Here is a 24,414-nt window from a genome sequence, read left to right as displayed (position 1 = left end):
CAACGATACCGGATCTATCGGCCGCGTCGTTGGCGGGGCATCATGTCACGACGAGGTATCGTCGCGTGGTGCGGGATCGCAGATGGTGACGAGTAGGATGGCGGCCTTCCAATGATCGTGGTCATAGGATGTGGAAATCCAAATCGCCTCGATGACGGCGCGGGTGTTGAAGTCCTGCGCCTGCTGGAAGCACGTGGTGTTGGAGCGGGCTCGCCAAACGTCCGTCTACTCGCTGCAGGTACCGACGGGATGGCGGCGATGTTTGCAGCGCGTGGGTGCAGGACGCTGATTGTTGTGGATGCGTGTCGCTCGGGGTCTCCGCCAGGGGCAATTTTCGAAGTGCCAGGGAGCGAATTGGAGCAGCGCTACGAGCCGTCGCTTAACCTCCACGATTTCCGATGGGATCACGCGCTATTCGTAGGCCGGAAAATCTTCCGCGACGATTTTCCCTCGGACGTCATCGTGCTTTTGATTGAAGCGCAGACAATCGAATTGGGCATCGGCCTGTCTGACGCTGCAGCAGCCGCTGTCGCGAAAGTGAGCGACCGCATTGCCACGCTGATCGATGCACGTCTTGGCGCAGAGGGATCGTCGTGACCGCTGTCTTTTTTGTCAGAGTAGCGCGCGGGGCACTTTATCTGAGCCGCGAAACATACGACCGCTATTTTGCAGGGTTGGAGGCGGTCATCCTGTTACGCCGCGCGGATGACCTCTGGATCATGCCAGTCCGTCACGCCGCCGCCGGGGGCTATCTCCTCAAGCTTCGCAACAGCCGAGGAGATCGAGTGGTGCATGCGCCAGATTTCCTGCGCGAGCACGCGGTCGATGAATATGTCGCCTCGCAGCTGCCGGTCGCGTGGTCGCCGGAAGCTGGTGCGCTCATCGCCGCCGGCGCTTTCCTGCAAACTAAGTTTACATAACGCATAATAGATAGACAGTTCGGATTTCATGCTGCTAGAGTAGCTCTCGTACCAAGCGTGCAGCCAAAAATGCGCTGGTCGGAGGAAGCAGTGATTACAGGACTTCTCGGCGATGAAGTGCGTGCGGCCCTCGCGGCTGCTGATGACGCCGAGGCGAGCCCCTCCGAGCGGGCCGAGATGCTGATGGAGATTGCGATGGGTCTGCAGCGGCAGCCCAAATCGCCGGATCAGCTTCATGCTGCGGTTGCCCTCTATGACAAGGCGCTGGCGATTTGTCCTGAGGATATGCAGCTGCTGTCGGCTCGAATTCTGGCGCGAAAAGGCACTGCGCTACAGGCCATACCGGAGGAAGGTACAGCGGCGCTTGAGCAGGCGCGCTCGGCCTTTGAGCAGGCAATCCGGACTATGACCGAGCTCGGCAGGCCTGAGGAGCTTGCCGAAGCAGAGATGAATTTCGGCCTGGTATTGCAGAATCTTGCAGGCGTGAACAAGGCCCGCATCACAGACGCCATTTCCGCTTATCAACGTGCGCTGCGGACTTTCACGCGATCTGAGTTTCCGCAGGAGTTCGTGATCCTGCAGAACAACCTTGCCACGGCGTTTCTCTCGATCCCCATGACGGACGAACGCGGAAAAATGCGTGAAGCGCTTGCGGTGCAGGCTTTCGAAGAAGGTCTCAAAGTCATCACGCTGATCGACAATCCGACCGAATATGCGATGCTGCAGAACAATCTCGGCAACGCTCTGCAATACGTGTCTTCGAGCCACACGATCGCGAACAACATACGCGCACTTGAAGCCTACGACGAAGCGCTGAAAGTGCGGACGCGCGAGACGACCCCGCTCGAATACGCCAACACCATTTGCAACAAAGCCAACTGTCTGTGGAATCTCCCAGATAATCCTAGCGATCCAGACAGTGGCAATCGATCCAACCTTCTGCAAGCGCGCGACTACTACGGCGAAGCGCGCGAGATCTTGATGGCGCATGGCGACTTGCAGAAGGGGAAGGTCGTGGCCGAAGCGATCGACCAGATTCAGCGCGAGTTGCTGGCGTCGAATCCGGTCGACGGCCAAGCCGTGCGCTCTCATCCAAGCAATCGTCAATCGAACGAAACCGGAGCTTCCGATCTATGACCCTACCGTCTTCTCCAGAAATGTTGGTTGTTTCGTTTATCCTGGGCGTCGTTGCCTCAATTGGGGGCGGCGTCATCGGAGGCGTAGTCGTCGGCGGCAAGGTGTTGGGGAATGAACTGGCAGCGCTACTGGGGGGCTTCTATGGGCCCCTGGCCGGCGTTGCCGGCGTCTTTCTTGGGCTCGCCATCCTTACGATTGTCGGCTGAGGAGAACGATATCATGTGGGCAATGGCTCAAAATTCAATCGTTCTGTTCTTCCGCGGCAAGTTGTTTGCCGAACCGCGCAAAGCGTTCCTCATGATTTTTGTAGGCGTGCTTGTGACTGCATCGTTGCTGGTCATGATCGCAAAGCTGGGTGCCCCGTTGTGGATGGCGGCGCCCGTCGCGGCCTTCGTCGGCGGTGGGTTGCAGCCCTATCTCTTTCGGAACCTCCGCTATCGGTGATGCTGCGGGAATCCGCATGTGAGAACGATATGAACGCCCACGATATGATCTCGACGACGCGCGACGATCTTGCCGGCTTGGTCGGCGACATCGAGCGACTGGAGGCCATATTTGCAACATGGGACGATACCCAGCGGGCGGCCGTCGGCGCCTACAAACTGGCCATCGAGGCGCTGGATGGAGAGGCGTTGCGCCGGTTGATCCGGGCGCTCAAGACTGATCCTGCCGCGCTTGCGGCGATGAAGAATGCGGTCGCCGACGAGGTCGTCTACGCGGTCTTGCGCCGGCATCAGATCGTCAAACCCAGTCTCAACGAACGAGTCGAAGCGGCGCTTGAGGGCGTCCGCCCCATGTTGGGCTCGCATGGCGGTAACGTGGAGCTCGTCAAGGTGAACCCGCCCAAGGTGGAGGTGCGTTTCATCGGGGCGTGCGACGGCTGTCCGGCATCCGCATTGACGTTCCACGCCGGCGTGAAAAAGGCCGTTCAGGAGGCATGTCCAGAGATTACGGAGATTGTACAGGTGAAGGGGCTGGGCAGTTCTGCCGATACCGGCGTTCGCTTCGTCAGCCCGTTCGCGCTTGACGCAAAAGGGGACTGGCTTTCGGCTGGACTATTGGCCGACATTCCCGAAGGTGCGGTTCGCGCGACCACCATTGGAGGAGAGAAGGTATTGTTGTCGCGAGCCGGCGCAAGCGTCACTTGCTTCCAGAATGCTTGTGCCCATCTCGGTTTTCCGATCCACGACGGCGAGGTGGAAAGCGGCATTATCACCTGTCCGCATCATGGCTTTCAGTATGACCTTTCAAGCGGCGAATGCCTCACCGCGCCGGAGGTGGCGCTCCAATCCCATGCTGTTCGCGTTATCGGTGCTCGGGTCGAGGTTAGGATTTCGGTGTAGCCATGCAGGTTTCCTTTGCCCCCCGCCGATTGCATCAGGCTCTTGCCAGGGCCGGAGATAACCACGTCGCGCGGCCGCTCTTGGCTCATGACGGCGCGCGCGCTGTCCTTGGGGGCGAGGCGCTGCCGGATGGTCTGGCGCAATCAATCGTGCCAGGCCCGACAACCCTGTTCGGCCCGCGTGGGGCATGCCTTGCCGGCGTGCACGGACCGCTGTTTGTCTGTGACACAGGCCATCATCGGCTCATGATCTGGCGATCTTTGCCAATGGCCGATCAGACACCAGCGGATCTGATAATTGGTCAACCGGACTTTTCGCGAGAAGGACGCAACGCCAAGAGCGATGTGGGGCCGACGACGCTCAACATGCCGACTGGAATCGCAGCGTCCAATGGCGTCCTTGCTGTAGCCGATGCATGGAATCATCGCATTCTGATCTGGCATAGCTACCCCGAAAGATCCAACCAGCCCCCAGATGTGGTGCTTGGCCAGCCAGATTGTTCCAGCGGGCTCGCCAATCGCGGCGCGGACGCGCCCCGAGCGGACACATTGAACTGGTGTTACGGAGTGGCGATCGTGGACGGAAAATTGATCGTCTGCGACACGGGCAATCGCCGGGTACTGATTTGGGATCGTATTCCAACCTCGAGCGGCACGCCGGCCGATCTGGTCTTGGGGCAGCTCGACTTTGTGACCCGCGATGACAATGCTGGGCAGGCCGGCGGCGCGGTCGGCATGCGCTGGCCCCACGGCATCGCGGCCTGCAGCGGTATGCTATTCGTGTCTGACGCTGGCAATAATCGAGTCATGGCATGGCGAACGTTTCCGCGTTCCATCGGACAAGCCTGCGATTTCGTGCTCGGCCAGTGCGATTTCACGCACCTCGATCACAACCGCGCCTCCTATCATCCGACATCTAGCGCGATGAACATGCCGTACGGGCTGGCCGTGCAAGGCGGAATGCTGATCGTGACCGATACCGCAAATTCGCGATTGCTTGGATTCGAACTGGACGGGCTATCAATGGATTCTCCTGCCATAGCGCTGGCTGGGCAGCCCATGTTCTCCGCCAAAGGAGACAATCGGTGGCGTTCTGCCACGCGCGACAGCCTTTGCTGGCCCTACGCTGCTTCAGCGTGCGATGATCTGCTGGTCGTGGCAGACGCCGGCAATAACCGCGTACTCCTTTGGGAGGCGGTTTCGTGACCGATTGTAGCTGCATCGCGCAGCCAGACGCTAATGTCGGAGCGGAGATTAGAGTGCGCGGCCGCGTGCAAGGGGTTGGCTTTCGGCCGGCGATCTGGCGTTTCGCGCGTGAGCTTGGTTTGTCAGGCGACGTTCGAAATGACGCGGACGGCGTGCTGATCCGCCTTTACGGCAGCGAGCGCACCATAGCTGCGCTCATCGCCCGCATCCACACTGACTCGCCACCACTGGCCCGTATCGATGCAGTCGAGACAGGGCCGGGTCGTGGCGGTCTGCCAGGGCAATTCGTCATTGCGGGGAGCCTTACCGGCGGCGCAAATACCCAAGTTGCGCCTGACGCTGCAATTTGCGCCGAATGTGCCGAGGAGATCGCCAGCCCGTTCGGCCGCCGCTATCGCTATCCCTTCACAAACTGCACCAATTGCGGACCACGGCTTAGCATCGTCAACGCTATCCCCTATGACCGCGCCACTACCACAATGGCGCCATTTGTGATGTGCGCAGCTTGCCGGGCCGAGTACGAAGATCCTGCCGATCGCCGCTTCCATGCTGAAGCAATCGCCTGTCATGCCTGCGGGCCGAAGGCGAAGTTGGTTCGTTTCGACGGTCACGCGTTTACCTTCGACCAGTTCTCGATGATGGATGATGTTGATGCCGCGTGTGGCCTGATAAAGAATGGCGAGATTGTTGCGATCAAGGGTCTCGGAGGCTATCAGTTGGCCTGCGATGCCAGGAACGCCGCCGCCCTAGCAAGGCTGCGCCGAACGAAGCATCGTGACGCCAAGCCGTTCGCCCTAATGGCCCGTGATCTCGACGTGATTCGTCGCTATTGCAGCGTGAGCGCCCAGGAAGAAGCATTGTTGGCGGCTCCCTCAGGGCCGATCGTGCTGCTCGAGGCCAATGGCCCGGAAAAATTACCGGGATCAGTTGCGCCGGGCCTTGCCACGCTAGGCTTCATGCTGCCGACGACCCCCATGCATCTTCTGATGTTGCGAAGGATGGCGCGGCCGGTGGTGATGACCAGCGGAAACCTCTCGGACGAGCCGCAGGTCGTACTAGATGAGGAAGCGCGCGAACGGCTTGGCGGGATCGCCTCCTATGCGCTGATCCACGATCGTGAAATAGCCAACCGAATTGATGATTCTGTCGTGCGCGTCGTCGGCGGCCGCGTGAGGCTGCTGCGCCGAGCCCGCGGCTACGCACCGGAGTGGATAGTCCTGCCCAGGGGATTCGAGGCCGCGCCAGATGTGCTGGCGATGGGCGGCGAGTTGAAGTCGACCTTCTGCCTCCTCAAGGATGGTGCCGCTATCCTGTCGCAACATCAGGGCGATCTCGAGGATGCGAGATGTTTCGATGACTACCGGAAGAATCTCGCACTTTATGCGAGGTTATTCGATCACGCACCAGCCGCTCTGGCCGTCGACTTGCATCCCGAATATCTGTCCTCGAAATTCGCCCATGAGCGTGCCGTCGCCGATGAGTTGCCGTTAATTGAAGTTCAGCACCACCATGCCCATCTCGCCTCCTGCCTTGCCGAGAACAATTATCCGCTGGATGCCCCCGCGGTGCTGGGTATCGTGCTCGACGGCCTGGGTTGGGGCGGCGGCGGTACGTTGTGGGGCGGTGAATTCTTGCTCGCCGATTACCGGGGTTATCAACGGCTTGGCACGTTCAAGCCGGTCCCGATGATCGGCGGAGCTCATGCAGTCCGCGAGCCGTGGCGTAACCTGTACGCGCATCTGATGGCCGAGATGAAATGGCCGGAATTCTCGATGAATTTCGACCAGCTCCCACTGCACGGCTATTTGTCAGGTAAGCCGCGCGGCACCCTCGACGCCATGATCAAGAATGGCATCAACGCGCTTCCGGCGTCGTCATGCGGCCGGTTGTTCGACGCCGTTGCCGCGGCGCTGGATGTCTGCCGCGAGCGGCAGGCTTACGAGGGCGAGGCCGCGGCGCGACTGGAAGCCCTTGTCGATCCTGATACGATGCTGAATGAGGGGGATGAGCTCGGCTACCCCCTGACAATTCCGAACCTGCCCGGGTCAGGACTGCCTTACATCGAGCCGCGAGCAATGTGGGCCGCAGTGCTCGGTGATCTCATCTTGAACACGCCAGCGCCAGTCATGGCCGCACGCTTCCACAAGGGCTTGGCGATCTCGATCGTCGCCATGACGAGAAAGCTCGCCGGCGGCGAGGACGATGCGACGCAACCGCGTTTCTCGACGGTCGCCTTGTCGGGCGGCTGCTTCCAGAACAGGGTTCTATTCGACGAAGTCAGCCGCCGCCTTGAACAGGCGAAGTTTTCGGTGCTCTCGCATGCTCAGGTTCCCGCCAATGACGGTGGACTTGCACTGGGGCAAGCGGCCATCGCTGCCGCGCATCTGATCGATAAACAAAGGCCGTCAACAGAAGGAAGCAGGTCATGTGTCTCGGCATTCCCGGACGCATCGTGAAGATCGACGATGTGACCAAGCGCCTCGCAACGGTCGATGTGGGTGGCGTCAAGCGACAAATCAACATCGCCTGCATCGTGAACGACGACCATCCGGTCGAGTCGTGCGTCGGCGACTGGGTGCTGGTTCACGTCGGTTTCGCGATGAGCCGGATCAACGAGGAAGAGGCGGCCCAGACCTTGAAAATACTGATCGAACTCGGCGAAGCCCAGGCCGAGATCGAGGCAATGAAGCTGTCGGCGGCCCAGTAAGGAGGGTCTCACCATGTCCAACGAGAGCGATCTCACGGCACTTTACCCGTTTTTGCACGGACAACCTCAGTCACCGGCGCGGTTAGACGCGGCGCTCCTGCATTCGGTCAATGAGAAGGCTCGCGACTCCCGCGAGACCAACTCCCGCTTCTTCGACGAGCAGGGGCCGGTTCTGGTCGCCGCCGCCAAGGCTCTGGCCCACGTCTACCGGCGTGGCGGCCGGCTGTTCTCGATGGGCAATGGCGGGTCAAGCTGCGATGCTTCCCATGTGGCCGTGGAATTTGTTCATCCCATCACTGCAGGCCGGCCGGCGCTCGCCGCGACTAATCTCGTTGCGGACCTCGCAATGATCTCCGCCGTTGGCAACGATCTCGGCTTCGAGCACGTCTTTGTTCGTCAGCTGTTGGCGCAGGGAAAAGCCGGTGACGCGTTGGTTGGCATCTCCACCAGCGGCAATTCTACCAATCTGATGGCTGCCTTCGCCAAAGCCAGGGAGATTGGCATCGTCACGATCGGCCTTGCGGGCGGCGACGGCGGCAAGATGAAATCGTCAGGTCTGGTTGACTTCTGCCTAGTGGTGCCAACGACATCCATCCACCGCGTCCAGGAATGTCACGTGGCGGCCTATCATATCTTGTGGGATCTCGTGCACACGCTACTGGCGGACGATCGCGGATCAGCCACCACGAAGGGGGCCGCAGCATGAAATATGTCGATGAATTTCGCGATTCTGAAAAGGCGGGCTTCCTGATCCGGGAAATCGAAGCGCTGGTCTCAACCATGACGCTGCCGCCCGACAGGCCAATTTATATCATGGAGGTCTGTGGCGGTCACACGCATTCAATCTTCCGCTACGGCCTCGAGGGCATGTTGCCCAAGGAGATCGAACTGATCCATGGACCGGGCTGCCCGGTTTGCGTGTTGCCTATGGGACGCGTGGATGATTGCGTGTCGATTGCAGAGAACCCTGGCGTCATCTTTGCAACTTTCGGCGACGCCATGCGGGTTCCGGGTTCGAAGAAGAGCCTGCTGCAGGCGAAGGCCGATGGTGCCGACGTCCGGATGGTCTATTCGCCGATGGATGCGCTGGCGCTTGCCCGCAAGAACAGGGATCGCGAGGTCGTTTTCTTCGGGCTCGGGTTCGAGACCACGATGCCATCGACGGCGTTGACCGTCCTGCAGGCGGAAGCCGAGGAAATTTCCAACTTCTCGGTGTTCTGCAATCACATCACCATTGTTCCCACAATCAAGGCGATCCTGGACAGCCCGGGCCTCCAGCTCGATGGCTTCCTTGGACCCGGTCACGTCTCGATGGTGATCGGCACAGCTCCCTACGAATTCATCGCCAGGTTCTACCGAAAGCCGATGGTGGTGGCCGGTTTTGAGCCGCTCGATATCCTTCAGTCCATCTGGATGGTGTTGAAGCAGATCAAGGATGGCCGCAGCGAGGTCGAAAATCAGTATGCCCGCATCGTTCCGGATGGCGGAAATGCAGCCGCGCTGCAAGCGGTCTCACGCGTCTACGAACTGCGTGAGTTCTTCGAATGGCGCGGGCTTGGCTCGATCGACCACTCCGGTGTTAAGCTACGCGAAAAGTATGCTGGCTACGACGCTGAGCAAAAGTTCGCCATCCCCAACTTAAAGATCGCCGACCCGAAGTCGTGCCAGTGCGGCGAGGTGCTCAAGGGCGTTATCAAGCCGTGGCAATGCAAGGTATTCGGCTCGGCGTGTACGCCGGAGATGCCGCTCGGGTCGTTGATGGTCTCGTCCGAGGGCGCCTGTGCAGCTTATTACCAATATGGCGGCCAGAAGAGCTACAAGGAGGCAGTATGAACGTCGCGCCGTTCGTTTATGCTCGCAAGCTCGGCAAAGTCAGTGTCGATAAGGTCACGCTTGCCCACGGTGGTGGAGGCAAGGCAATGAAGGATCTGATCGACGACGTGTTCGTCACTGCTTTCGACAATCGTTCGCTCGCGCCCCTGGAAGACCAGGCTCGGTTCAGCCTGGCCGAACTGGCTGGCTATGGAGACCGGCTCGCTTTCACGACGGACTCCTTTGTGGTTGATCCGTTATTCTTCCCCGGCGGCGACATTGGCGAACTTGCGGTTTGCGGCACGGTCAACGACCTCGCGGTCGGCGGAGCAAAGCCGCTATATTTATCGTGTGCAGTGATCATCGAGGAGGGGACGAGCATCGAGCTCTTGCGCCAAGTTGCGCGCTCGATGGCAGTGACCGCCCAAGCAGCCGGCGTTGTCATCTCCACCGGCGACACCAAGGTGGTGCAACGTGGCGCCTGCGATAAGCTGTTCATCACTACCACGGGGATCGGTGTGATCCGCAGAGACCTCGAACTCGAAGTCGGCAACGCCAGGCCAGGCGATGTGGTGATGGTGAATGGTCTGCTCGGTGACCACGGCGCAGCGATCTTGTGCGCGCGCGGGGACATGGCACTTGATTCGACGATCGAAAGCGATTGCGCCTGCCTTCATGGCCTGATCGAAATACTTTTGGAGGCGGCACCCGAAGTTAGATTCATGCGCGATGCGACGCGCGGTGGATTGGCGACAGTACTCAACGAGATCGCCGAAGCCTCCCAGGTTGCGATTGAAATCGACGAACGCGCCACTCCTATTCGCGAGGAGGTGAAGGCCTTTTGCGAAATACTTGGCCTTGATCCGCTTTATCTCGCAAATGAGGGGAAGATTGTGGTGATCACGCCTCCCGAACAGGCCGATGCCGCACTCTCAGCCATGCGGGCTCACCCGCTGGGCGCGGGGGCCGCGGTCGTCGGCAGGGTCAAACGGGGAGAGCCAGGGCGTGTCACCATGCGCACCGTGTTTGGCGGACAGCGTATCGTCGACATGTTGGTGGGCGAGCAATTGCCGCGGATTTGCTGAGGCTGCTCATGCACGAACTAGGCATTACTCGCAACGTTATCGCGATCGTTGGCGACGCCGCCAAGGGCCGTCGGGTTCGCCGTGTCAATCTTGATGTTGGCGTATTGTCCGGCGTGATGCCGGACGCGATCGCCTTCTGCTTCGAGACGGTTGCCCGGGGGACGATGCTGGAAGGCGCAACGCTGGAGATCAGGAAGATCGAGGGACGCGCCCGCTGCGATTCTTGTGGACTGGAGTTCGTCACCCGGACTCTGTTCAGCGCGTGTAGCTGCGGTTCGCGCCGGCTGACGCGATTGCAGGGCGAAGAATTGAACATCAAGAGCATGGAACTGGAAGAGGAGGTCGCTTGATGTGTGGTCATTGCGGATGCGGAGACAAGCGAGGCGCCACAGTCCTAAATCTTCAGACTGGGAAGGAAATCGATATGAGCGGCCATTCCCACCACGACGATCATAGCCATGAGCACGCGCATCACCTGAAGCAGGATCATTTGCTGGGCGATGGTGTCATGCATAGTCACGATCACCACCACCCCCATGACGGTCCCCGCGACCATCATCATGTCCACGACCATGTTCACGCCGATGGCACACATCACAGCCATAGTCATTCAGCCCACGATGATCACAGCGTGGAGCATCGACACGATCACGCTGGGGGCAGCGTGATCGAGCTGGAGACACGGATCCTCGCCAAAAATGATGCGCTGGCGGCTAAAAACCGGGCATGGTTTGCGGGTCGCGAAATTCTCGCGCTCAATCTGGTCAGCTCGCCAGGTTCGGGTAAGACGACGCTGCTGGAGCACACCATTCGCGACCTGTCTGCCGAGCTAAACATCTACGTGGTCGAGGGCGATCAGGCGACCGCCAATGACGGCGAGCGGATTCGGGCCGCAGGAGCGCCGGCTGTGCAAGTCAACACCGGCACGGGATGCCATCTCGAGGCCGACATGGTTGCCCGCGGGTTGGGCGAGCTGCAACCCGTAGCGGGATCAGTGGTGATGATCGAGAATGTCGGCAATCTGGTGTGTCCTTCGATGTTCGACCTCGGAGAGCGCGCGAAGGTTGTGATCCTCTCGGTGACCGAGGGCGAAGACAAGCCGCTGAAATATCCCCACATGTTCCGTGCTGCAGAGATCATGATTTTGAACAAGATCGATCTGCTGCCGCATGTCGATTTTGACGTCTCGCAGGCGGTGACTAATGCGCGGACTGTTAACCCGGAAATCACGGTGTTTCAGCTTTCAGCGCGAACCGGCGAGGGACTTGCCGATTGGTACGGCTGGTTGCGCCGTGAATTGAGCAAAGCTGGCGAGGCGGTGTTCGCCTAGAGCATTGATGGCGCCGATTAGCGCCTCACTTCAGTGTTCTGCTCTGACGCTTCTCTATCGCAGATGGACATACGCGATCTGCGCGAACCTTGATTGTTGTGCGAACGGCCGGCTGTTCCCCGATGTGCAACGGGGTATGTCTGCCACAGACCGCGGGGGCGCAGATGTTCGGGATTTTGGGGCTGGGATTCCTGCTCGGCATGCAACATGCGCTGGAAGCGGATCATATCGCTGCGGTCTCCAGCATCGCAGCCCGGCGTACCAATGTCGGCGATATCGTCAGGCATGGGCTGACCTGGGGACTCGGACATACGCTCGCCCTTTTCGTCTTCGCTGGTGTCGCCATCCTGCTAGGTCAGGCGATCCCCGAAAGCCTTGCGCAACCGCTCGAAACTGCCGTGGGCGTGATGTTGATCGGTCTGGGGATCAATGTTCTCTGGAAGCTATGGCGTGATCGCGTTCACTTTCATCGCCACGGACATCTCGACGGAACAAAGCACACTCACGTCCATAGCCATCGGAATGAAAGATCGATAGATCAGGAAAGCGCGCATACCCATGGGCATGGGTTTCGCTGGCGTTCGTTGCTGGTGGGGCTTGTCCATGGGATTGCCGGTTCGGCCGCGTTGCTGGTGCTCGCGGTATCGCAAATCAGCAATTCTGTTTACGGAATGCTGTACGTCGGGCTGTTCGGCATCGGGTCGATGTTTGGAATGGGCTGCCTTTCGATCATCATCGCCGTGCCGCTTGCGATCTCGGCCCGGTGGCTGACGTGGACCAACCGCGCGATCCAAGGCGTCGTCGGCGCTGTCACAATTGGTCTGGGGGCTCTGACTGTCTATACCACGGCAATCGCTTACCATTACGCGACAAGCTAGGCGGCATCCGCTTTGGCCCGGCATGGTTGGAGCTTCGTGTTTGCGAGCTCTGCCGGTCTCTACGTATTGTCGTTCTACAGGTGCGTCAGAGTGGCACTGTGAGAGTTGACCGGACTAAGAAATTCCTGCGGCGATTGCTCAGCTCGGCAGCTTTCGTGGCCCTAACCGGTCCGGCAGGGCCCTCGGCCGCGCAAGAGCTTGCGGTGGCTCAGCCAATGCAGCTTCCTCCGGTCACTGTGACGTCGCCGGATGTCGCGCCGCGCAGGCGGACTGTCACGCCCAAAGCGACGCAAAATGGGGGATCGCGAACTAGGAATATTGTGCCGCCGGATCAGCCGCAAACAGCGAGTGAAGGCACTCGCGGGGGCATGCGGGGTGCATCGTCAAGCCCGGTGGGAGCTTTTCAGTCCGCCGCCCCGAGCGCCATGCTTGTGAGCGGCGAGCAGGTGAATGCCATTCCGTTCTCGCGGCCAGGCGAGGCGCTGGAGGTCGTTCCTGGACTGATCGTCACTCAGCATTCCGGCGAAGGCAAAGCCAACCAATATTTTCTGCGCGGTTTCAATCTGGATCACGGTACAGATCTCGCGATCAGCATCGACGGCATGCCTGTCAACATGCCGACGCACGGTCACGGGCAGGGCTACGCCGACATCAATTTCCTGATCCCCGAGCTAGTCCAGTCGGTTGGCATCCGCAAAGGTCCGTACTTCGCGGACGTCGGCGATTTCGCTTCCGCTGGCGCGGTCAGCATCGACTACATAAGCAAGCTGCCGAAAAACATCGCGGAGATGACCTTTGGTAGTTTTGGGTATCGCCGAGCGCTGGTGGCAGGTTCCACCGCGGTGGGCGACGGTACACTGCTCGCCGCGGTCGAGAGTAGCAAGTATGACGGTCCCTGGGACGTGCCGGACAAGGTGCGGAAGATCAACAGCGTCTTGCGTTATAGTCAGGGTACCGCAACCGATGGATTGTCGTTCACTGGAATGGCCTACTCCAACGGCTGGAATTCGACTGATCAGATCGCGCAGCGTGCCGTTGAGCTGGGTGTCATCGGCCGCTTCGGCTCGCTCGATCCGACCGACGGCGGCACCTCTAGCCGCTTCAGTTTCTCCGGCAGTTGGGCTGGTTCAAGCGAGTACGGTCAAAGCAAGATCCGCGCCTATGTCGTCCGTTCTGAGCTACAGCTCTTCAACAATTTCACCTATCTCCTCGATGACCCGCTGAACGGCGACCAGTTCAGTCAGCTCGATCGTCGCATACTCGGGGGCTTTGATGCGCGGCATGCGTTCGACTGGCGCTTTGGTGGGTTTGAAACACATACCCGTTTTGGCGTGGAGGGCCGCCACGATCATATCCAGGTCGGCCTATTCGCGACCGAGCAGCGCGCGTGGCTTTCGACTGTACGCGCGGATCGTGTGGAGGAAGGAAATGTCGGCCTCTGGATGGATAGCACCACACGCTTGGCCGAGTGGTTGCGGACCACTGTTGGAATTCGTGAGGACGTCTTTGCCGGACGCGTTCTCAGCGATACGCCGCAGAATTCTGGTAACGCCCAGGCGTCGATGATGAGTCCGAAAGCTGGCATCGTGTTTGGACCCTGGTTCAAGACCGAATTCTACGGCAATGCCGGCTACGGCCTGCACAGCAATGATATCCGCGGCGCGACCATCAGCGTTGATCCCCGCGATAAGGTAACCCCGCTCGATCGTGTTCCGCTCCTGGTGCGCTCGCGTGGCGCCGAGCTAGGTATCCGCACCAGGGCGATCGATGGCCTTACCAGCTCGGTCGCAGTATTTGTGCTCGACTTCGACTCTGAACTCCTGTTCGTCGGCGACGCCGGAACGACCGAACCCAGCCGGCCGAGCCGACGTGTCGGAGTGGAGTGGACCAATAGTTACAAGCCCGCGCCCTGGCTGACCTTCGACCTTGATCTTGCCTATACCCGCGCGCGCTTCAGCGATCTCGATCCCACGGGCGACCGCATTCCTGGTGCCCCGGCCTGGATCGCCAGCGGTAGCATCATCGTCGGCCGTGAAGTAGGCTGGTTCGGCGCGCTGAAGGCGCGCTATTTCGGCCCCCGCCCATTGATTGAGGACGATAGCGTTCATTCGGCTTCCGCGCTAATCTTCAATGCGCGCGCAGGCTATCGATTTGACAATGGTGCGCGATTGCAGCTGGATGTGCTCAACCTGTTCGACGCCCACACCAACCAGATCGAATATTACTATCTATCGCGTCTACCGGGTGAGCCGATCGGCGGCATCGCCGACCGTCATGGGCATCCGGCCGAACCGCGAGCTTTGCGCGTAACACTGGCGACGGTGTTCTAACCGACATCAAAGCCTGAGGCCTCCAGCTGAAGTACTGCTTCGGAGCTCCTGTCTGAGAGCCGCGCTACATTCAATCGAGCGCACGTCAGCATCGCTGATTGCGAAGCTTGGGTCTGACCTGTGCATGTCAGCGGCCCGCGCCAACTGGCGACCCTTCTTCGCCGGGCATCGCCTATGATACGACGACCTTATTCAAGCCTCGGCTTGAGGGTGCTGTCGCGCTCCCTGATCTGGAACCCAACGTCGATCCTGTTTGATGGAGAAGGCGCTCCATTGATTCGTTGCAATAGCACGTTCGCAATCTTTCGCCCCATGCCGACGCGATCGACGTGCACGGTGGTCAGAGTGGGGATGACGGATGATGCGATCGGAAGATCGTCGAATCCTGCAATCGCCAACTGCTTGGGTACTGCGATGCCGCGCCGCTGACATTCGAGAAGGCCTCCGACCGCCATCACGTCGGTTGCAAAAAACAGTGCATCGATAGTGTCGGAGGATTTCAACGCCCAGGCAACGGCATCCGCCCCGCCTGTGAAGCTGTTCTCACATTCGATCACCAGCGCAGGCTGAGTATTCTCTCGGTCGTTGCACGCAGCACGATAACCTCTCAATCGATCTCCGATGCGATCATTTAGATCGCGCTTGACGGTCACGTGCGCGATACGCTGATAGCCCCGCAACACGAGCATCAGGGTGAGCTCCCTGGCGGCTGCAAAGTTCGAATAGCCAACGACTGTGTCGATCGGATCGTCGGTCAGATTGCTTCCTTCAACGACCGGTATGCTGCTCGCGCTCAGCAACTTACGGGTTTTCTGGGAATGCCATGTGCCGGTCACATAGAAGCCGTCGGGACGCCGCGCGAGGAACGTCGCGACGATCTTTTCCTCCGTGTCCTGCGAGTAGCCCGATGAACCAATCATGACGGTCGCACCGTGCTCGTGGAGAACTTCCGTCATTCCCTGAATGACCTCGGAATGCTGGGAATAACCAATCACCGGAATGATGGCGGCGATGACGCCAGTGCGGTTGGCGGCCAGGCCGCGGGCCACGAGATTGGGCACGTACCCGAGCTTGCTGATTGTTGCCAAAACCCGGTCGCGCGTCTCCGGGGCGACGTTTTGGGAGCCGTTGAGGACTCGGGATACGGTTCCGGCCCCGACTTTGGCGTGGCGGGCAACATCGGCGATGCGAATGGTGCCTTTGACGATCTCCTGGCTCAAACTGACACCTTCGCTCACCCTTAGCCGGAACGGGTCTGCCGCCGAATCTGCATAATAGCCCGTGGAAGCGCTTCCAAAAAGGGTTGACTCCTACAAACAAGCCAAATAATCATCATGGAAGCGCTTCCATATCGAGAATAGCCCATGAGAGGCGCCAACTGGCTGCCTAAGGGAAGAAACGAAATCATGACGGTCACTGGCATGCGTAGGAGTCTTGAGGGGCAAACCGCCATTGTCACTGGCGGTGCTCGCGGCCTCGGTCTGGCCATTGCCCAGCGCCTGTGGGCTGACGGGTGCCGGATTATCCTATGGGATCTGGATTTCCCAACTTTCGATGGATCGGAGGCGGGGTTCACGCCGGTGCTCCAGCAATCCGTTGATGTTGCGGACTTGGCGGCAGTTCAGCTTGCCTTCCAAGGTGCGTTGGCTGCTGCGGGCTCCGTCGAGATATTGGTCAACAATGCCGGGATCAACGGCCCGATTGCCGCCGCCTGGGAGTACCCGATCGAAAGCTGGGATCGCGTCCTCGCGATTGATCTCACCGGCGTGTTTTATTGCTGCCGTACCGTGGTTCCTCACATGCGTGAACGGGCTTACGGCCGTATCGTCAACGTCGCTTCGATTGCGGGCAAGGAGGGGAATCCCGGCGGCAGCGCTTACGCCGCTGCGAAGGGCGGCGTGATTGCCTATACGAAGTCGATTTCGAAGGAGCTCGCGAAATCTGGTGTGCTGGTGAATTGCGTCGCGCCGACTATGGCGGAGACCGAGTTGCTTCGCGAGATGACGCCCGAATTTATCTCCACGATAAAGGCAAAGATTCCGATGGGGCGCTTCATAACGGCTCCCGAAGTGGCCGCGATGGTCGCGTTTGCCGTAAGCCCTGATTGCAGCTTCACCACCGGCTTTACATTCGACCTGACCGGCGGTCGCGCGACCTATTAGCCATGACTGTGGATTGCTGAGCCGCAGCTTCACTCGGCGCGGAGCAAATTAAGAGCAGACAGATCGAACTCGCGACCCTGCAATGTGACGTTTCCCGTGAGGCCGAAAAATATGATGCTTTCTACCTCCACGATAGCACAACGATCGGCCTCACGGCGGGCCCGAAACGTCTTCGCCCCGACACCGTCGCGCGTCCTCGTGCAGAGAGGTTGGCTGACGCTATTCTGCGTGGTTCTGGCCGTTTTTGCGCTGATGCCGCTCGTCGCCCTCGTGCTCCGTGGCTTCCTAGAGACGCAGGATGGACGCACAGTTCTCTCCTTCGAAGCGCTGCACGCCGTCCTGAGAGAGTCAGGCTACTGGATGGCGACGTGGAACACCGTCGTGATCTCTCTTGGCGCAATGATGCTCGCAACGGTGATTGGTGTTGTTCTGGCGTGGTGTCTGGTGCGAACCAATGTTCCGTTTGCGCGCACGCTCGAGCAACTGGCGACGTTGCCGATCTTCATTCCGCCGTTCATTGGCGCCTTTGCCTGGGTCTTGATCGGCGCGCCGCGGGTGGGGCTGTTCAATCTGCCCGCGCGCGGTCTCGGGCTCAGTGACCCAATGGATATATACACCTACACCGGCATCATCTGGACCACAGGCATCTACATCGCGCCCTATGTCATGATGATCGTGGCGGCGGCGCTAAGAAACATGGATCCGAGCCTGGAAGAGGCTGCACAGGTGTGCGGGCTCAGTCGCGTACGCACTATGCTGAGCGTCACGCTCCCGGTGGTTGCCCCGTCGATCCTTTCTGGAGCCGTTCTCGCCTTCGTAATCAGCATTGGGTTGTTTGGCACGCCGGTGCTCCTCGGCATGACGAAAGAGATCTATCTGATCACGTCGCGGATTTACCTGGAACTACAGCATTTTCCACCGAGCTTCGGGATCGTTGCGGTGCTCGCAATTTACCTGATGTTCATGTCGACGGTCGCGAACATACTGCAAAGCATTGCACTGCGTGGGCGTTCCTTCGTTACTGTAACTGGCAAGGGGTTTCGGCCCAAAATCATCGAGCTCGCTGGCGGTCGCTATGTCGTGGCTGCGATCATTTGGTTCTATCTCACGCTCACGGTGATCGGACCAATCGTCATCATCACCGCGGCAGCTTTTTCGACTTTTACGTGGTCAGGCCGGTTCACATCGGCCAACGTTGCGTATCTATGGCAGTCAGAAGATGTAAGGGCGACAGTCGTCAACAGCCTGTTGATCACGGTCATCGCCGCAACGGCGGCAACGGTGCTGGGGCTCGCCGTCGCCTGGATCACGACGCGGACCCGGATGTGGGGGCGTCGGCTCGTTGAACACGTGGTGCTACTACCGATGTCCGTTCCAAGCCTCGCATTCGCGCTTGGAGTCAGTTTCTTTTGGCTGTGGATGCCGTTGAGCATCTACGGAACGATGTGGATCATCATCGTCGGCCTCATCGGTCGCTATGTGAGCTATTCCGTTCGCACCGTTACCAGCAGTCTCATTCAAATCCATCCCGAACTTGAGGAGAGCGCCCGCATCTCCGGATTCGGTTGGGGCAATACGATGTTCCGCGTCACATTGCCTCTGGTGATGCCGGCAATCATTTCGAGCTGGGTCATGGTCTACAGCATTTTCATCTCTGAGCTATCGATGGTGCTCCCTCTTTATACGGCGGAAACGAGGACGTTATCCATCCTCAGCTTCGATACCTGGGCCGTCGGTGAATTCTCTATGGTTGCAGCGCTTTCATTGCTGCAGCTCGTCATGGGCGTGGGCGTCATGTGGACCGTGACACTCATAACAAAGCAGCGGCAGGTCGCGGCGGTTTGACCGTGAAGCTCCACGAGAGAGGTACGACATGAGCGTTCGAGTGGAAGGGCTGACGAAGATATTCGGTCCATTACGCGCGATCGATGATCTGAGCGTAGGATTTCAAAGCGGAAAGATCTCGGTGTTGCTGGGAGCTAGTGGCTGCGGCAAGACGACGACACTCCGCTGCATCGCCGGGCTGGAACGACCGAATGGCGGTTCAATCATCATCGACGATGATACGGTTTTCAACTCCGACCGTGGCGTTGATGTCCAGCCGGAGAAGCGCCGTCTTGGTATGGTGTTTCAATCATATGCGATCTGGCCACACCTGACAGTCGCCGGCAATGTCGCCATGCCACTAAGAGCTCAAAAGCTGGGTAAAGCCGAAATTGAACGGCGTGTGCAAGACACGCTCAGGATTGTCGGCCTGAGTGATCAGGCTGAAAAGAGCGCCATGAAATTATCCGGCGGCCAGCAGCAACGGGTCTCGATTGCACGGTGCCTCGTCGGAAATCCCAGGCTAATCCTGATGGATGAGCCTTTGAGTAATCTCGATGCGCGGCTTCGTGTCGAGATGCGCCATGAGATTCGACAACTGCAGCAACGGATCGGCGCCACGATCCTGTTCGTCACGCACGATCAGGAAGAGGCGATGTCACTCGGTGACGAGATCTTCCTCTTCAGCAAGGGCAAGGTGGTCCAGAAGGGGCCGCCGGAGGAGCTATATTTTCGACCAACGGCTCGCTATGTCGCAGAATTCCTGGGCAAGGCGAACCTGTTTCGGGTAGCAGTACGCCCGAATAACGACGGGGCGAGTGTCGCCGCATTGCCCTCCGGAGAAATCATTTCACAAGGTCAGATGGCGAATGCGTCCTCGCAGCGCGATGCCTTGTGCATGGTGCGGCCAGAATCTTGGCGCGTGGCGAAGGGTGCCGGCTCCGGGCTCTCGGCCAACGTTCAAGAAGTCACGTTTGTCGGCGATCGGCGCGAGCTACGAGTCGACACGCCGATAGGACCGCAACTGGTTGTGACTTACGGATACGAACGGTTCGCCATCAACGATCAGCTCTCGCTCTCTATCGCTCCCGAGCATGTCCATCTGTTCGGCAGCGAGGTGTAGGCCGACGTGGATTTGGAGTGCTCCGCGCCAGGGCGCCGCCCAAGTATCAAGCGGAGCGGACAAGTTAGCAACTCATCATATTAAAACTTAAAGGGAGAAAACCAATGGGAATGAAAAGGGCTGGCTACAAGGTACTTCACAGTTTGGCAGTGGCAGGTGTCCTCAGCGCACTGATTGGATTGTCCACTGCTCAGTTCGCCTCCGCAGCAGATGCGACGCTCGTCGCGGCAGCGGAAAAGGAAGGCCAGTTGGTCGTCTACGGCGATCCATTCACCGTTCCATTGTTGCTCAAGGCGTTTAGCGCCAAATACCCGAAGATCAAAGTAACGTCCGCCACCGGTGATGCGTGGCAGATATACAACCGCTTTGTCGCCGAGAACGCAGCTGGAAAGCCGTTGTTGGATGTGATGTATCAGGCCGAGGATACCGTCATCACGGCCAAAACTTCGGGGTACCTGGCGGACTTTACGAGCGATGAAACCGGAAGTCTAAGTAAGCTGGGTCTTCCACCAGGCGGCGGTTATGTTCGTGGCAATGGAAATCTCATTCTGTTTGCCTACAATCACGAATCCATGGCTAAGAAGCAAGTGCCGAAGGATTGGACGGATTACATCAGCCCGCCGGCCGAATGGGATGGCCTCGGCGCCATGTCGAATCCCGGCTCGTCCTCGGCGACGTTCGCGACCGTCGCAGCGATCTATCAGACATTCGGCCCTGAAAAAGGCGGTGCCATCCTCAAAGGCTTCCGCAGTGCCAAGGGTGAATTGAACCCGTCCATGGGCGTGATGGCCACAAAGCTGCAAACCGGCGAAAGGCCGCTTGACTTCTTCAACATCACGACCGCGATCTCAGGCATCATCGCCAAGGGAGCTCCGGTCACGATGGCAGTTCCGGTGTCCGGCGGCGTCGCTCAGTTCAACGCAATCGGCCTCAGCAAAAACGCGCCGCATCCCAACGCGGCCCGTCTGCTGGCCGATTTCGCGCTGAGTCACGAGATGCAAACGATCTTCGCCGAAGCCGGTGTTTATCCGGTGCGCAATGGCGTTACCTCGCCAAAGGGGCTCCCCGTCCTGGCCGAGGTCAAGCTGCTGAACCTGGATCTTGAAAAGGCACTCAAGGACCGTGACACCATCTTGAACTGGTGGGCGGCAAGCACCGGCTTTAGCTATCGCTAAGAGCGGGCTGCAGGGTAACCGGCAACCGAAAACATCGAGCCGCTGACGGAATTGAATATGAAGAACGAAGTTACGCTCGATCGGGTCTCAGTCGCCAACCTTACCGCGGGTCGCGTTGATCCAGTCGAATTCATTGAAGGCGCCGCAGACAGTGGCTTCGGTGCGGTGGGGCTCCTGCTAATGAGCGCCACCGCGCATCCGCTCCAGCACGAGGTTGTCGGACGGCCTGAGGTCGTTCGCAAAATCAAATCTGCCTTGAAGTCCCACAACATGCGCGTATTCGACGTCGAAGCGTTCATCCTCTCGCCGGCCAGCGATTTTGACAAATTCCGCCCTGCGCTTGAAGTTGGAGCAGAACTGGGCGCCACTCACATTTCATCTATTGGCACAGAGGTGATTGGCAACGACGCATATCTCGAACCGACACAGCGTATCGACCTGTTCGGACGCCTCTGCGACGAGGCGGCCCGGTTCGGCCTGCATGTCGGGCTCGAGTTCATGCTTTACCGCGACATTGCCACTTGGAAGGATGCGCTTGATTTGGTCGAGGCTGCGGGCCGTTCGAATGCTGGGCTGATCATCGATACCCTGCATCTGTATCGTGCGGGTGGCACGCCGCAAGACGTCGCGGGCATTTCCGCCAATCGTATCGCCTATGCGCAGCTCTCCGATGCGGTTCAAATCTCTCCCGAGCTGAACGATCTGCCGACCGAAGCCCGCGGTTCGCGGCTGCATCCTGGAGAAGGGAGCATGCCGCTTCATGAACTAGTGGACGCGCTTCCAAAAGCGACGCAGCTCGTAATCGAGACGCCGATTGCTGCAGAAGCGAATTGGTCGACCATCCGGCGGATTCAATCCGTCGCCGATTCGTCCAGAAGGTTCTTCGAACGGCATGCCGCGAGGTAACACGCCTCAGAGCGGGCGCGCGTGCTCTTGAATTCATCACAATCCAAGACAAAGCGCGATGAAGAGGACACCGCGATGCCAATGAGGCCAGAGGGAAGCAAACTGGATGAGTGTGATGTGCTTGTCATCGGCTCAGGCGCCGGCGGCTTGTCAGCGGCTGTCACCGCGGCATGGCACGGCCTGAAGGTGATCGTCGTCGAGAAGGAAGCTGTGTTCGGCGGCGCGACGGCGTGGTCGGGCGGCTGGATGTGGGTGCCAGGTAATCCGCTTGCCCGCCGTGCCGGTATCCACGAAGATCCAGAGGCCCCACACACTTATCTCCGCAACGAACTTGGCAATCGATACGAACCGGCCAAGGTGGATGCGTTTCTCGATGCAGCGCCACGCATGGTCGCGTTCTTTGAGCGTCACACCCAACTCCAATTCGTAGATGGCAACGCCATCCCTGATATGCATGGAGCGACGCCGGGGGCCGCGACAGGCGGCCACCAAGTCTGCGCGGCGCCATTTAACGGACGGAAGCTCGGTGCTCTATTCGGCGAGCTCAGGCGGCCGCTGCGCGAAACGTCCTTTCTGGGATTGCCGATCATGGCGGGCGCGGATCTCGCAGCGTTCATGAGCGTCACGCGCTCGGTTCGCTCGACGCTCCATGTCGCGAGACGGGTTGGTCGCCACCTCCTCGACCTTGCACTGTTTGGCCGGGCGACCCAGCTGGTGAATGGCAATGCATTGGCGGCGCGGCTCGCCCTCTCTGCCGCGGATCTCGGCGTCGAAATCCGCGTGTCGGCGCCGGCGAGGCGCCTCATCGTCGAGGATGGTGTGGTGACAGGTGCCGTGGTCGGTGGTCCGAACGCTGACTACACTATCCGTGCGCGTCGTGGGACGATTCTAGCGAGTGGCGGCTTTCCGCACGATCGGGAGCGCCGACGCGAGCTGTTCGGCTACACGCCTTCGGGCGAAGAACATTGGTCGGTCACGCCGGACTCTATCTCGGGGGACGGTCTGCGTCTCGGCGAAGAGGCAGGCGGTGAAGTAGATAGGTCGCTCGCTTCGCCCGGTGCTTGGTGCCCGGTCTCGCTGGTCCCGTATCCGGACGGGACAGTGGGGCGCTTTCCCCACATCATCGAACGGGCGAAGCCCGGCATTATTGCGGTCTTGGCAGACGGTCGCCGCTTCGTGAACGAGGCCAACGGCTACTACGATTACGTCAGCGCCATGATCCGTGAGACGCCGCCGGGTCGGGAGGTCGCATCCTGGCTAGTCTGCACCCGCAGCTTCCAGCGACGGTACGGTCTCGGCATCTCGCGTCCGGCTCCCTTGCCGGTTGCGCCCTATATTCGATCTGGCTACATCAGAGTCGGCCGGACCGCGGAAGAATTGGCGCGCGCCTGCGGCATCGATCCGGAAGGCCTGTGCCGGACGCTGGACGGATACAATCGTCACGCGCGATTGGGCGAGGATCCCGCCTTCGGACGCGGCTCGACGCCGTTCAACCGAAAGGGGGGCGATTCGGACGTGAAACCAAATCCCTGCGTAGCACCGATCGAAATCGGACCATTCTACGCTGTGAAGGTGCTGCCCGGCAGCTTCGGCACGTTCGCCGGCCTGAAGACGGACGAACGTACCCGAGTTCTCGACTGTGAAGGCCGACCGATACCGGGGCTGCACGCGGTCGGCGCCGACATGGCGAGCGTGATGGGCGGTTACTACCCTTCGGGCGGCATCAATCTCGGTCCAGCCATGACGTTCGGCTATATTGCCGGCCGTTACCTCGCCGGCGCAACCGGTGACGACGATGCAGCGACAACGAATTGACACCGCGGCGTTGAGGGCAATCGCGCTCGAGCTGATCGGAACGAGATCTCAGCTTCAGAAAAGCCCCCGAGAGCTTGACTTGAATTTAGCTCGATATTGGATATGAGGCACTCGTGCGGTGGCAGCATCCCGACCGCGCGCTCGTCCCTCCGGGAGAATTCATCCCGGTGGCCGAACGGAGCGGTCCGATTGCCCAGATCGACGATTGGGTCCTGATGGAAGCCTGCCGGGAAGCAGCATTGTGGGACCGGCCCTTCCGGATCGCGGTCAACGTCTCGGCCGCGCAATTCCGCAGGGAGAACCTTGATGCGCAGGTTCGCTTCCCTCTCGACAGGATCAAGATCGGCCGGTCTTTCGTCGCCTCGCTCGGACAAAGTGAGCGATCATTGGCCATCGTTCGCGCGGTCATCGGGCTCGCGCACGGACTTGGCGTGCCTGTCCTTGCGGAAGGAATCGAAACGAAGGTCCAGATGTCGCACCTCATCGAGGAGGGCTGCGACCAAATGCAAGGCTACTTGATTGGACGGCCGCAGCGGATTGCGGCGGCCCGAAGTCGATTCAGCCCGAAACTTCCATCTCTCATCCACTCGGCCTCATAGCCTGGCGCCGAGCGGCAAGATACGGCTGCAGCGCGGTTCGAGTAGGGAGACGAAATATGACAG

23 protein-coding genes are annotated in these 24,414 nt (G+C 59.7%); 22 read left to right on the top strand and 1 reads right to left on the bottom strand.

Features of this window, described 5'->3' with window-relative positions:
- The first annotated feature begins 111 nt into the window (after positions 1-111).
- The 15 genes from AC0L27_RS03370 (at position 112) to AC0L27_RS03300 (ending at position 14,747) form a co-directional block, all read left to right on the top strand.
- Positions 112-597 carry a hydrogenase maturation protease gene (locus tag AC0L27_RS03370; RefSeq protein ID WP_473317931.1) on the top strand — a complete coding sequence of 162 codons (486 nt, stop codon included), beginning with the start codon at positions 112-114 and terminating at the stop codon, positions 595-597.
- On the top strand, positions 594-920 hold the full coding sequence (locus AC0L27_RS03365; protein WP_085395752.1) for a hypothetical protein: 327 nt from the start codon (positions 594-596) through the stop codon (positions 918-920). Before AC0L27_RS03370 ends, AC0L27_RS03365 begins: the two co-directional genes overlap by 4 nt.
- A gap of 69 nt (positions 921-989) precedes the next feature.
- Entirely contained in the window at positions 990-2,057 is a 1,068-nt protein-coding gene (locus AC0L27_RS03360) for a hypothetical protein (protein WP_473317930.1), read from the top strand.
- Positions 2,058-2,168: 111 nt separating this feature from the next.
- Positions 2,169-2,501 (top strand): hypothetical protein, encoded by a 333-nt coding sequence (locus AC0L27_RS03355; protein WP_473317929.1) that lies wholly within the window; start codon positions 2,169-2,171, stop codon positions 2,499-2,501.
- Positions 2,502-2,530: 29 nt separating this feature from the next.
- Positions 2,531-3,400, top strand: coding sequence for a NifU family protein (locus AC0L27_RS03350; RefSeq protein WP_201263839.1), 870 nt, complete (start codon positions 2,531-2,533; stop codon positions 3,398-3,400).
- Positions 3,401-3,402: 2 nt separating this feature from the next.
- A complete protein-coding gene (locus AC0L27_RS03345) occupies positions 3,403-4,605 on the top strand; it encodes an NHL repeat-containing protein (protein WP_085395756.1) in 1,203 nt (400 codons plus the stop codon).
- Complete coding sequence (hypF, locus tag AC0L27_RS03340; protein ID WP_473317928.1) at positions 4,602-7,061, top strand: carbamoyltransferase HypF; 2,460 nt, start codon at positions 4,602-4,604, stop codon at positions 7,059-7,061. The genes AC0L27_RS03345 and hypF overlap by 4 nt, the downstream gene beginning before the upstream one ends.
- Complete coding sequence (locus tag AC0L27_RS03335; protein WP_007594357.1) at positions 7,031-7,312, top strand: HypC/HybG/HupF family hydrogenase formation chaperone; 282 nt, start codon at positions 7,031-7,033, stop codon at positions 7,310-7,312. The genes hypF and AC0L27_RS03335 overlap by 31 nt, the downstream gene beginning before the upstream one ends.
- A gap of 13 nt (positions 7,313-7,325) precedes the next feature.
- Complete coding sequence (locus tag AC0L27_RS03330; RefSeq protein ID WP_473257967.1) at positions 7,326-8,018, top strand: D-sedoheptulose-7-phosphate isomerase; 693 nt, start codon at positions 7,326-7,328, stop codon at positions 8,016-8,018.
- Positions 8,015-9,145, top strand: coding sequence for a hydrogenase formation protein HypD (gene hypD, locus AC0L27_RS03325; RefSeq protein ID WP_473317927.1), 1,131 nt, complete (start codon positions 8,015-8,017; stop codon positions 9,143-9,145). The genes AC0L27_RS03330 and hypD overlap by 4 nt, the downstream gene beginning before the upstream one ends.
- Complete coding sequence (gene hypE / locus AC0L27_RS03320) at positions 9,142-10,209, top strand: hydrogenase expression/formation protein HypE (protein ID WP_473317926.1); 1,068 nt, start codon at positions 9,142-9,144, stop codon at positions 10,207-10,209. The genes hypD and hypE overlap by 4 nt, the downstream gene beginning before the upstream one ends.
- Positions 10,203-10,559, top strand: a complete 357-nt coding sequence (locus AC0L27_RS03315; protein ID WP_473317925.1) for a hydrogenase maturation nickel metallochaperone HypA/HybF — start codon at positions 10,203-10,205, stop codon at positions 10,557-10,559. The genes hypE and AC0L27_RS03315 overlap by 7 nt, the downstream gene beginning before the upstream one ends.
- Entirely contained in the window at positions 10,559-11,539 is a 981-nt protein-coding gene (gene hypB / locus AC0L27_RS03310) for a hydrogenase nickel incorporation protein HypB (RefSeq protein ID WP_473317924.1), read from the top strand. The genes AC0L27_RS03315 and hypB overlap by 1 nt, the downstream gene beginning before the upstream one ends.
- A 164-nt stretch (positions 11,540-11,703) precedes the next feature.
- Entirely contained in the window at positions 11,704-12,417 is a 714-nt protein-coding gene (locus tag AC0L27_RS03305) for a HoxN/HupN/NixA family nickel/cobalt transporter (RefSeq protein WP_473317923.1), read from the top strand.
- A gap of 215 nt (positions 12,418-12,632) precedes the next feature.
- Positions 12,633-14,747 (top strand): TonB-dependent receptor, encoded by a 2,115-nt coding sequence (locus tag AC0L27_RS03300; protein ID WP_473317922.1) that lies wholly within the window; start codon positions 12,633-12,635, stop codon positions 14,745-14,747.
- A 188-nt stretch (positions 14,748-14,935) separates the two neighbouring features.
- Here the strand turns inward: AC0L27_RS03300 and AC0L27_RS03295 are convergent, their stop codons facing one another.
- Entirely contained in the window at positions 14,936-15,967 is a 1,032-nt protein-coding gene (locus tag AC0L27_RS03295; protein ID WP_473317921.1) for a LacI family DNA-binding transcriptional regulator, read from the bottom strand.
- 186 nt (positions 15,968-16,153) lie between these two features.
- Here AC0L27_RS03295 and AC0L27_RS03290 point away from each other — a divergent pair, with 186 nt between their 5' ends.
- The 7 genes from AC0L27_RS03290 (at position 16,154) to AC0L27_RS03260 (ending at position 24,351) form a co-directional block, all read left to right on the top strand.
- Positions 16,154-16,909, top strand: coding sequence for an SDR family NAD(P)-dependent oxidoreductase (locus AC0L27_RS03290; RefSeq protein ID WP_473317920.1), 756 nt, complete (start codon positions 16,154-16,156; stop codon positions 16,907-16,909).
- Positions 16,910-17,137: 228 nt separating this feature from the next.
- Complete coding sequence (locus AC0L27_RS03285; RefSeq protein WP_473317919.1) at positions 17,138-18,754, top strand: ABC transporter permease; 1,617 nt, start codon at positions 17,138-17,140, stop codon at positions 18,752-18,754.
- A gap of 28 nt (positions 18,755-18,782) precedes the next feature.
- A complete protein-coding gene (locus tag AC0L27_RS03280; protein ID WP_085395763.1) occupies positions 18,783-19,856 on the top strand; it encodes an ABC transporter ATP-binding protein in 1,074 nt (357 codons plus the stop codon).
- A 104-nt stretch (positions 19,857-19,960) separates the two neighbouring features.
- Positions 19,961-21,031 (top strand): ABC transporter substrate-binding protein, encoded by a 1,071-nt coding sequence (locus AC0L27_RS03275; RefSeq protein ID WP_085395764.1) that lies wholly within the window; start codon positions 19,961-19,963, stop codon positions 21,029-21,031.
- Positions 21,032-21,088: 57 nt separating this feature from the next.
- Positions 21,089-21,937 carry a sugar phosphate isomerase/epimerase family protein gene (locus tag AC0L27_RS03270; RefSeq protein ID WP_473317918.1) on the top strand — a complete coding sequence of 283 codons (849 nt, stop codon included), beginning with the start codon at positions 21,089-21,091 and terminating at the stop codon, positions 21,935-21,937.
- Positions 21,938-22,012: 75 nt separating this feature from the next.
- Entirely contained in the window at positions 22,013-23,752 is a 1,740-nt protein-coding gene (locus AC0L27_RS03265; protein WP_473317956.1) for an FAD-dependent oxidoreductase, read from the top strand.
- Between the two features lie 95 nt (positions 23,753-23,847).
- On the top strand, positions 23,848-24,351 hold the full coding sequence (locus tag AC0L27_RS03260; RefSeq protein WP_473317955.1) for an EAL domain-containing protein: 504 nt from the start codon (positions 23,848-23,850) through the stop codon (positions 24,349-24,351).
- Positions 24,352-24,414 lie beyond the last annotated feature (63 nt).

It is taken from the genome of Bradyrhizobium sp. Ken51, assembly GCF_055807435.1.
This window is presented reverse-complemented; position numbering and strand designations above follow the sequence as displayed.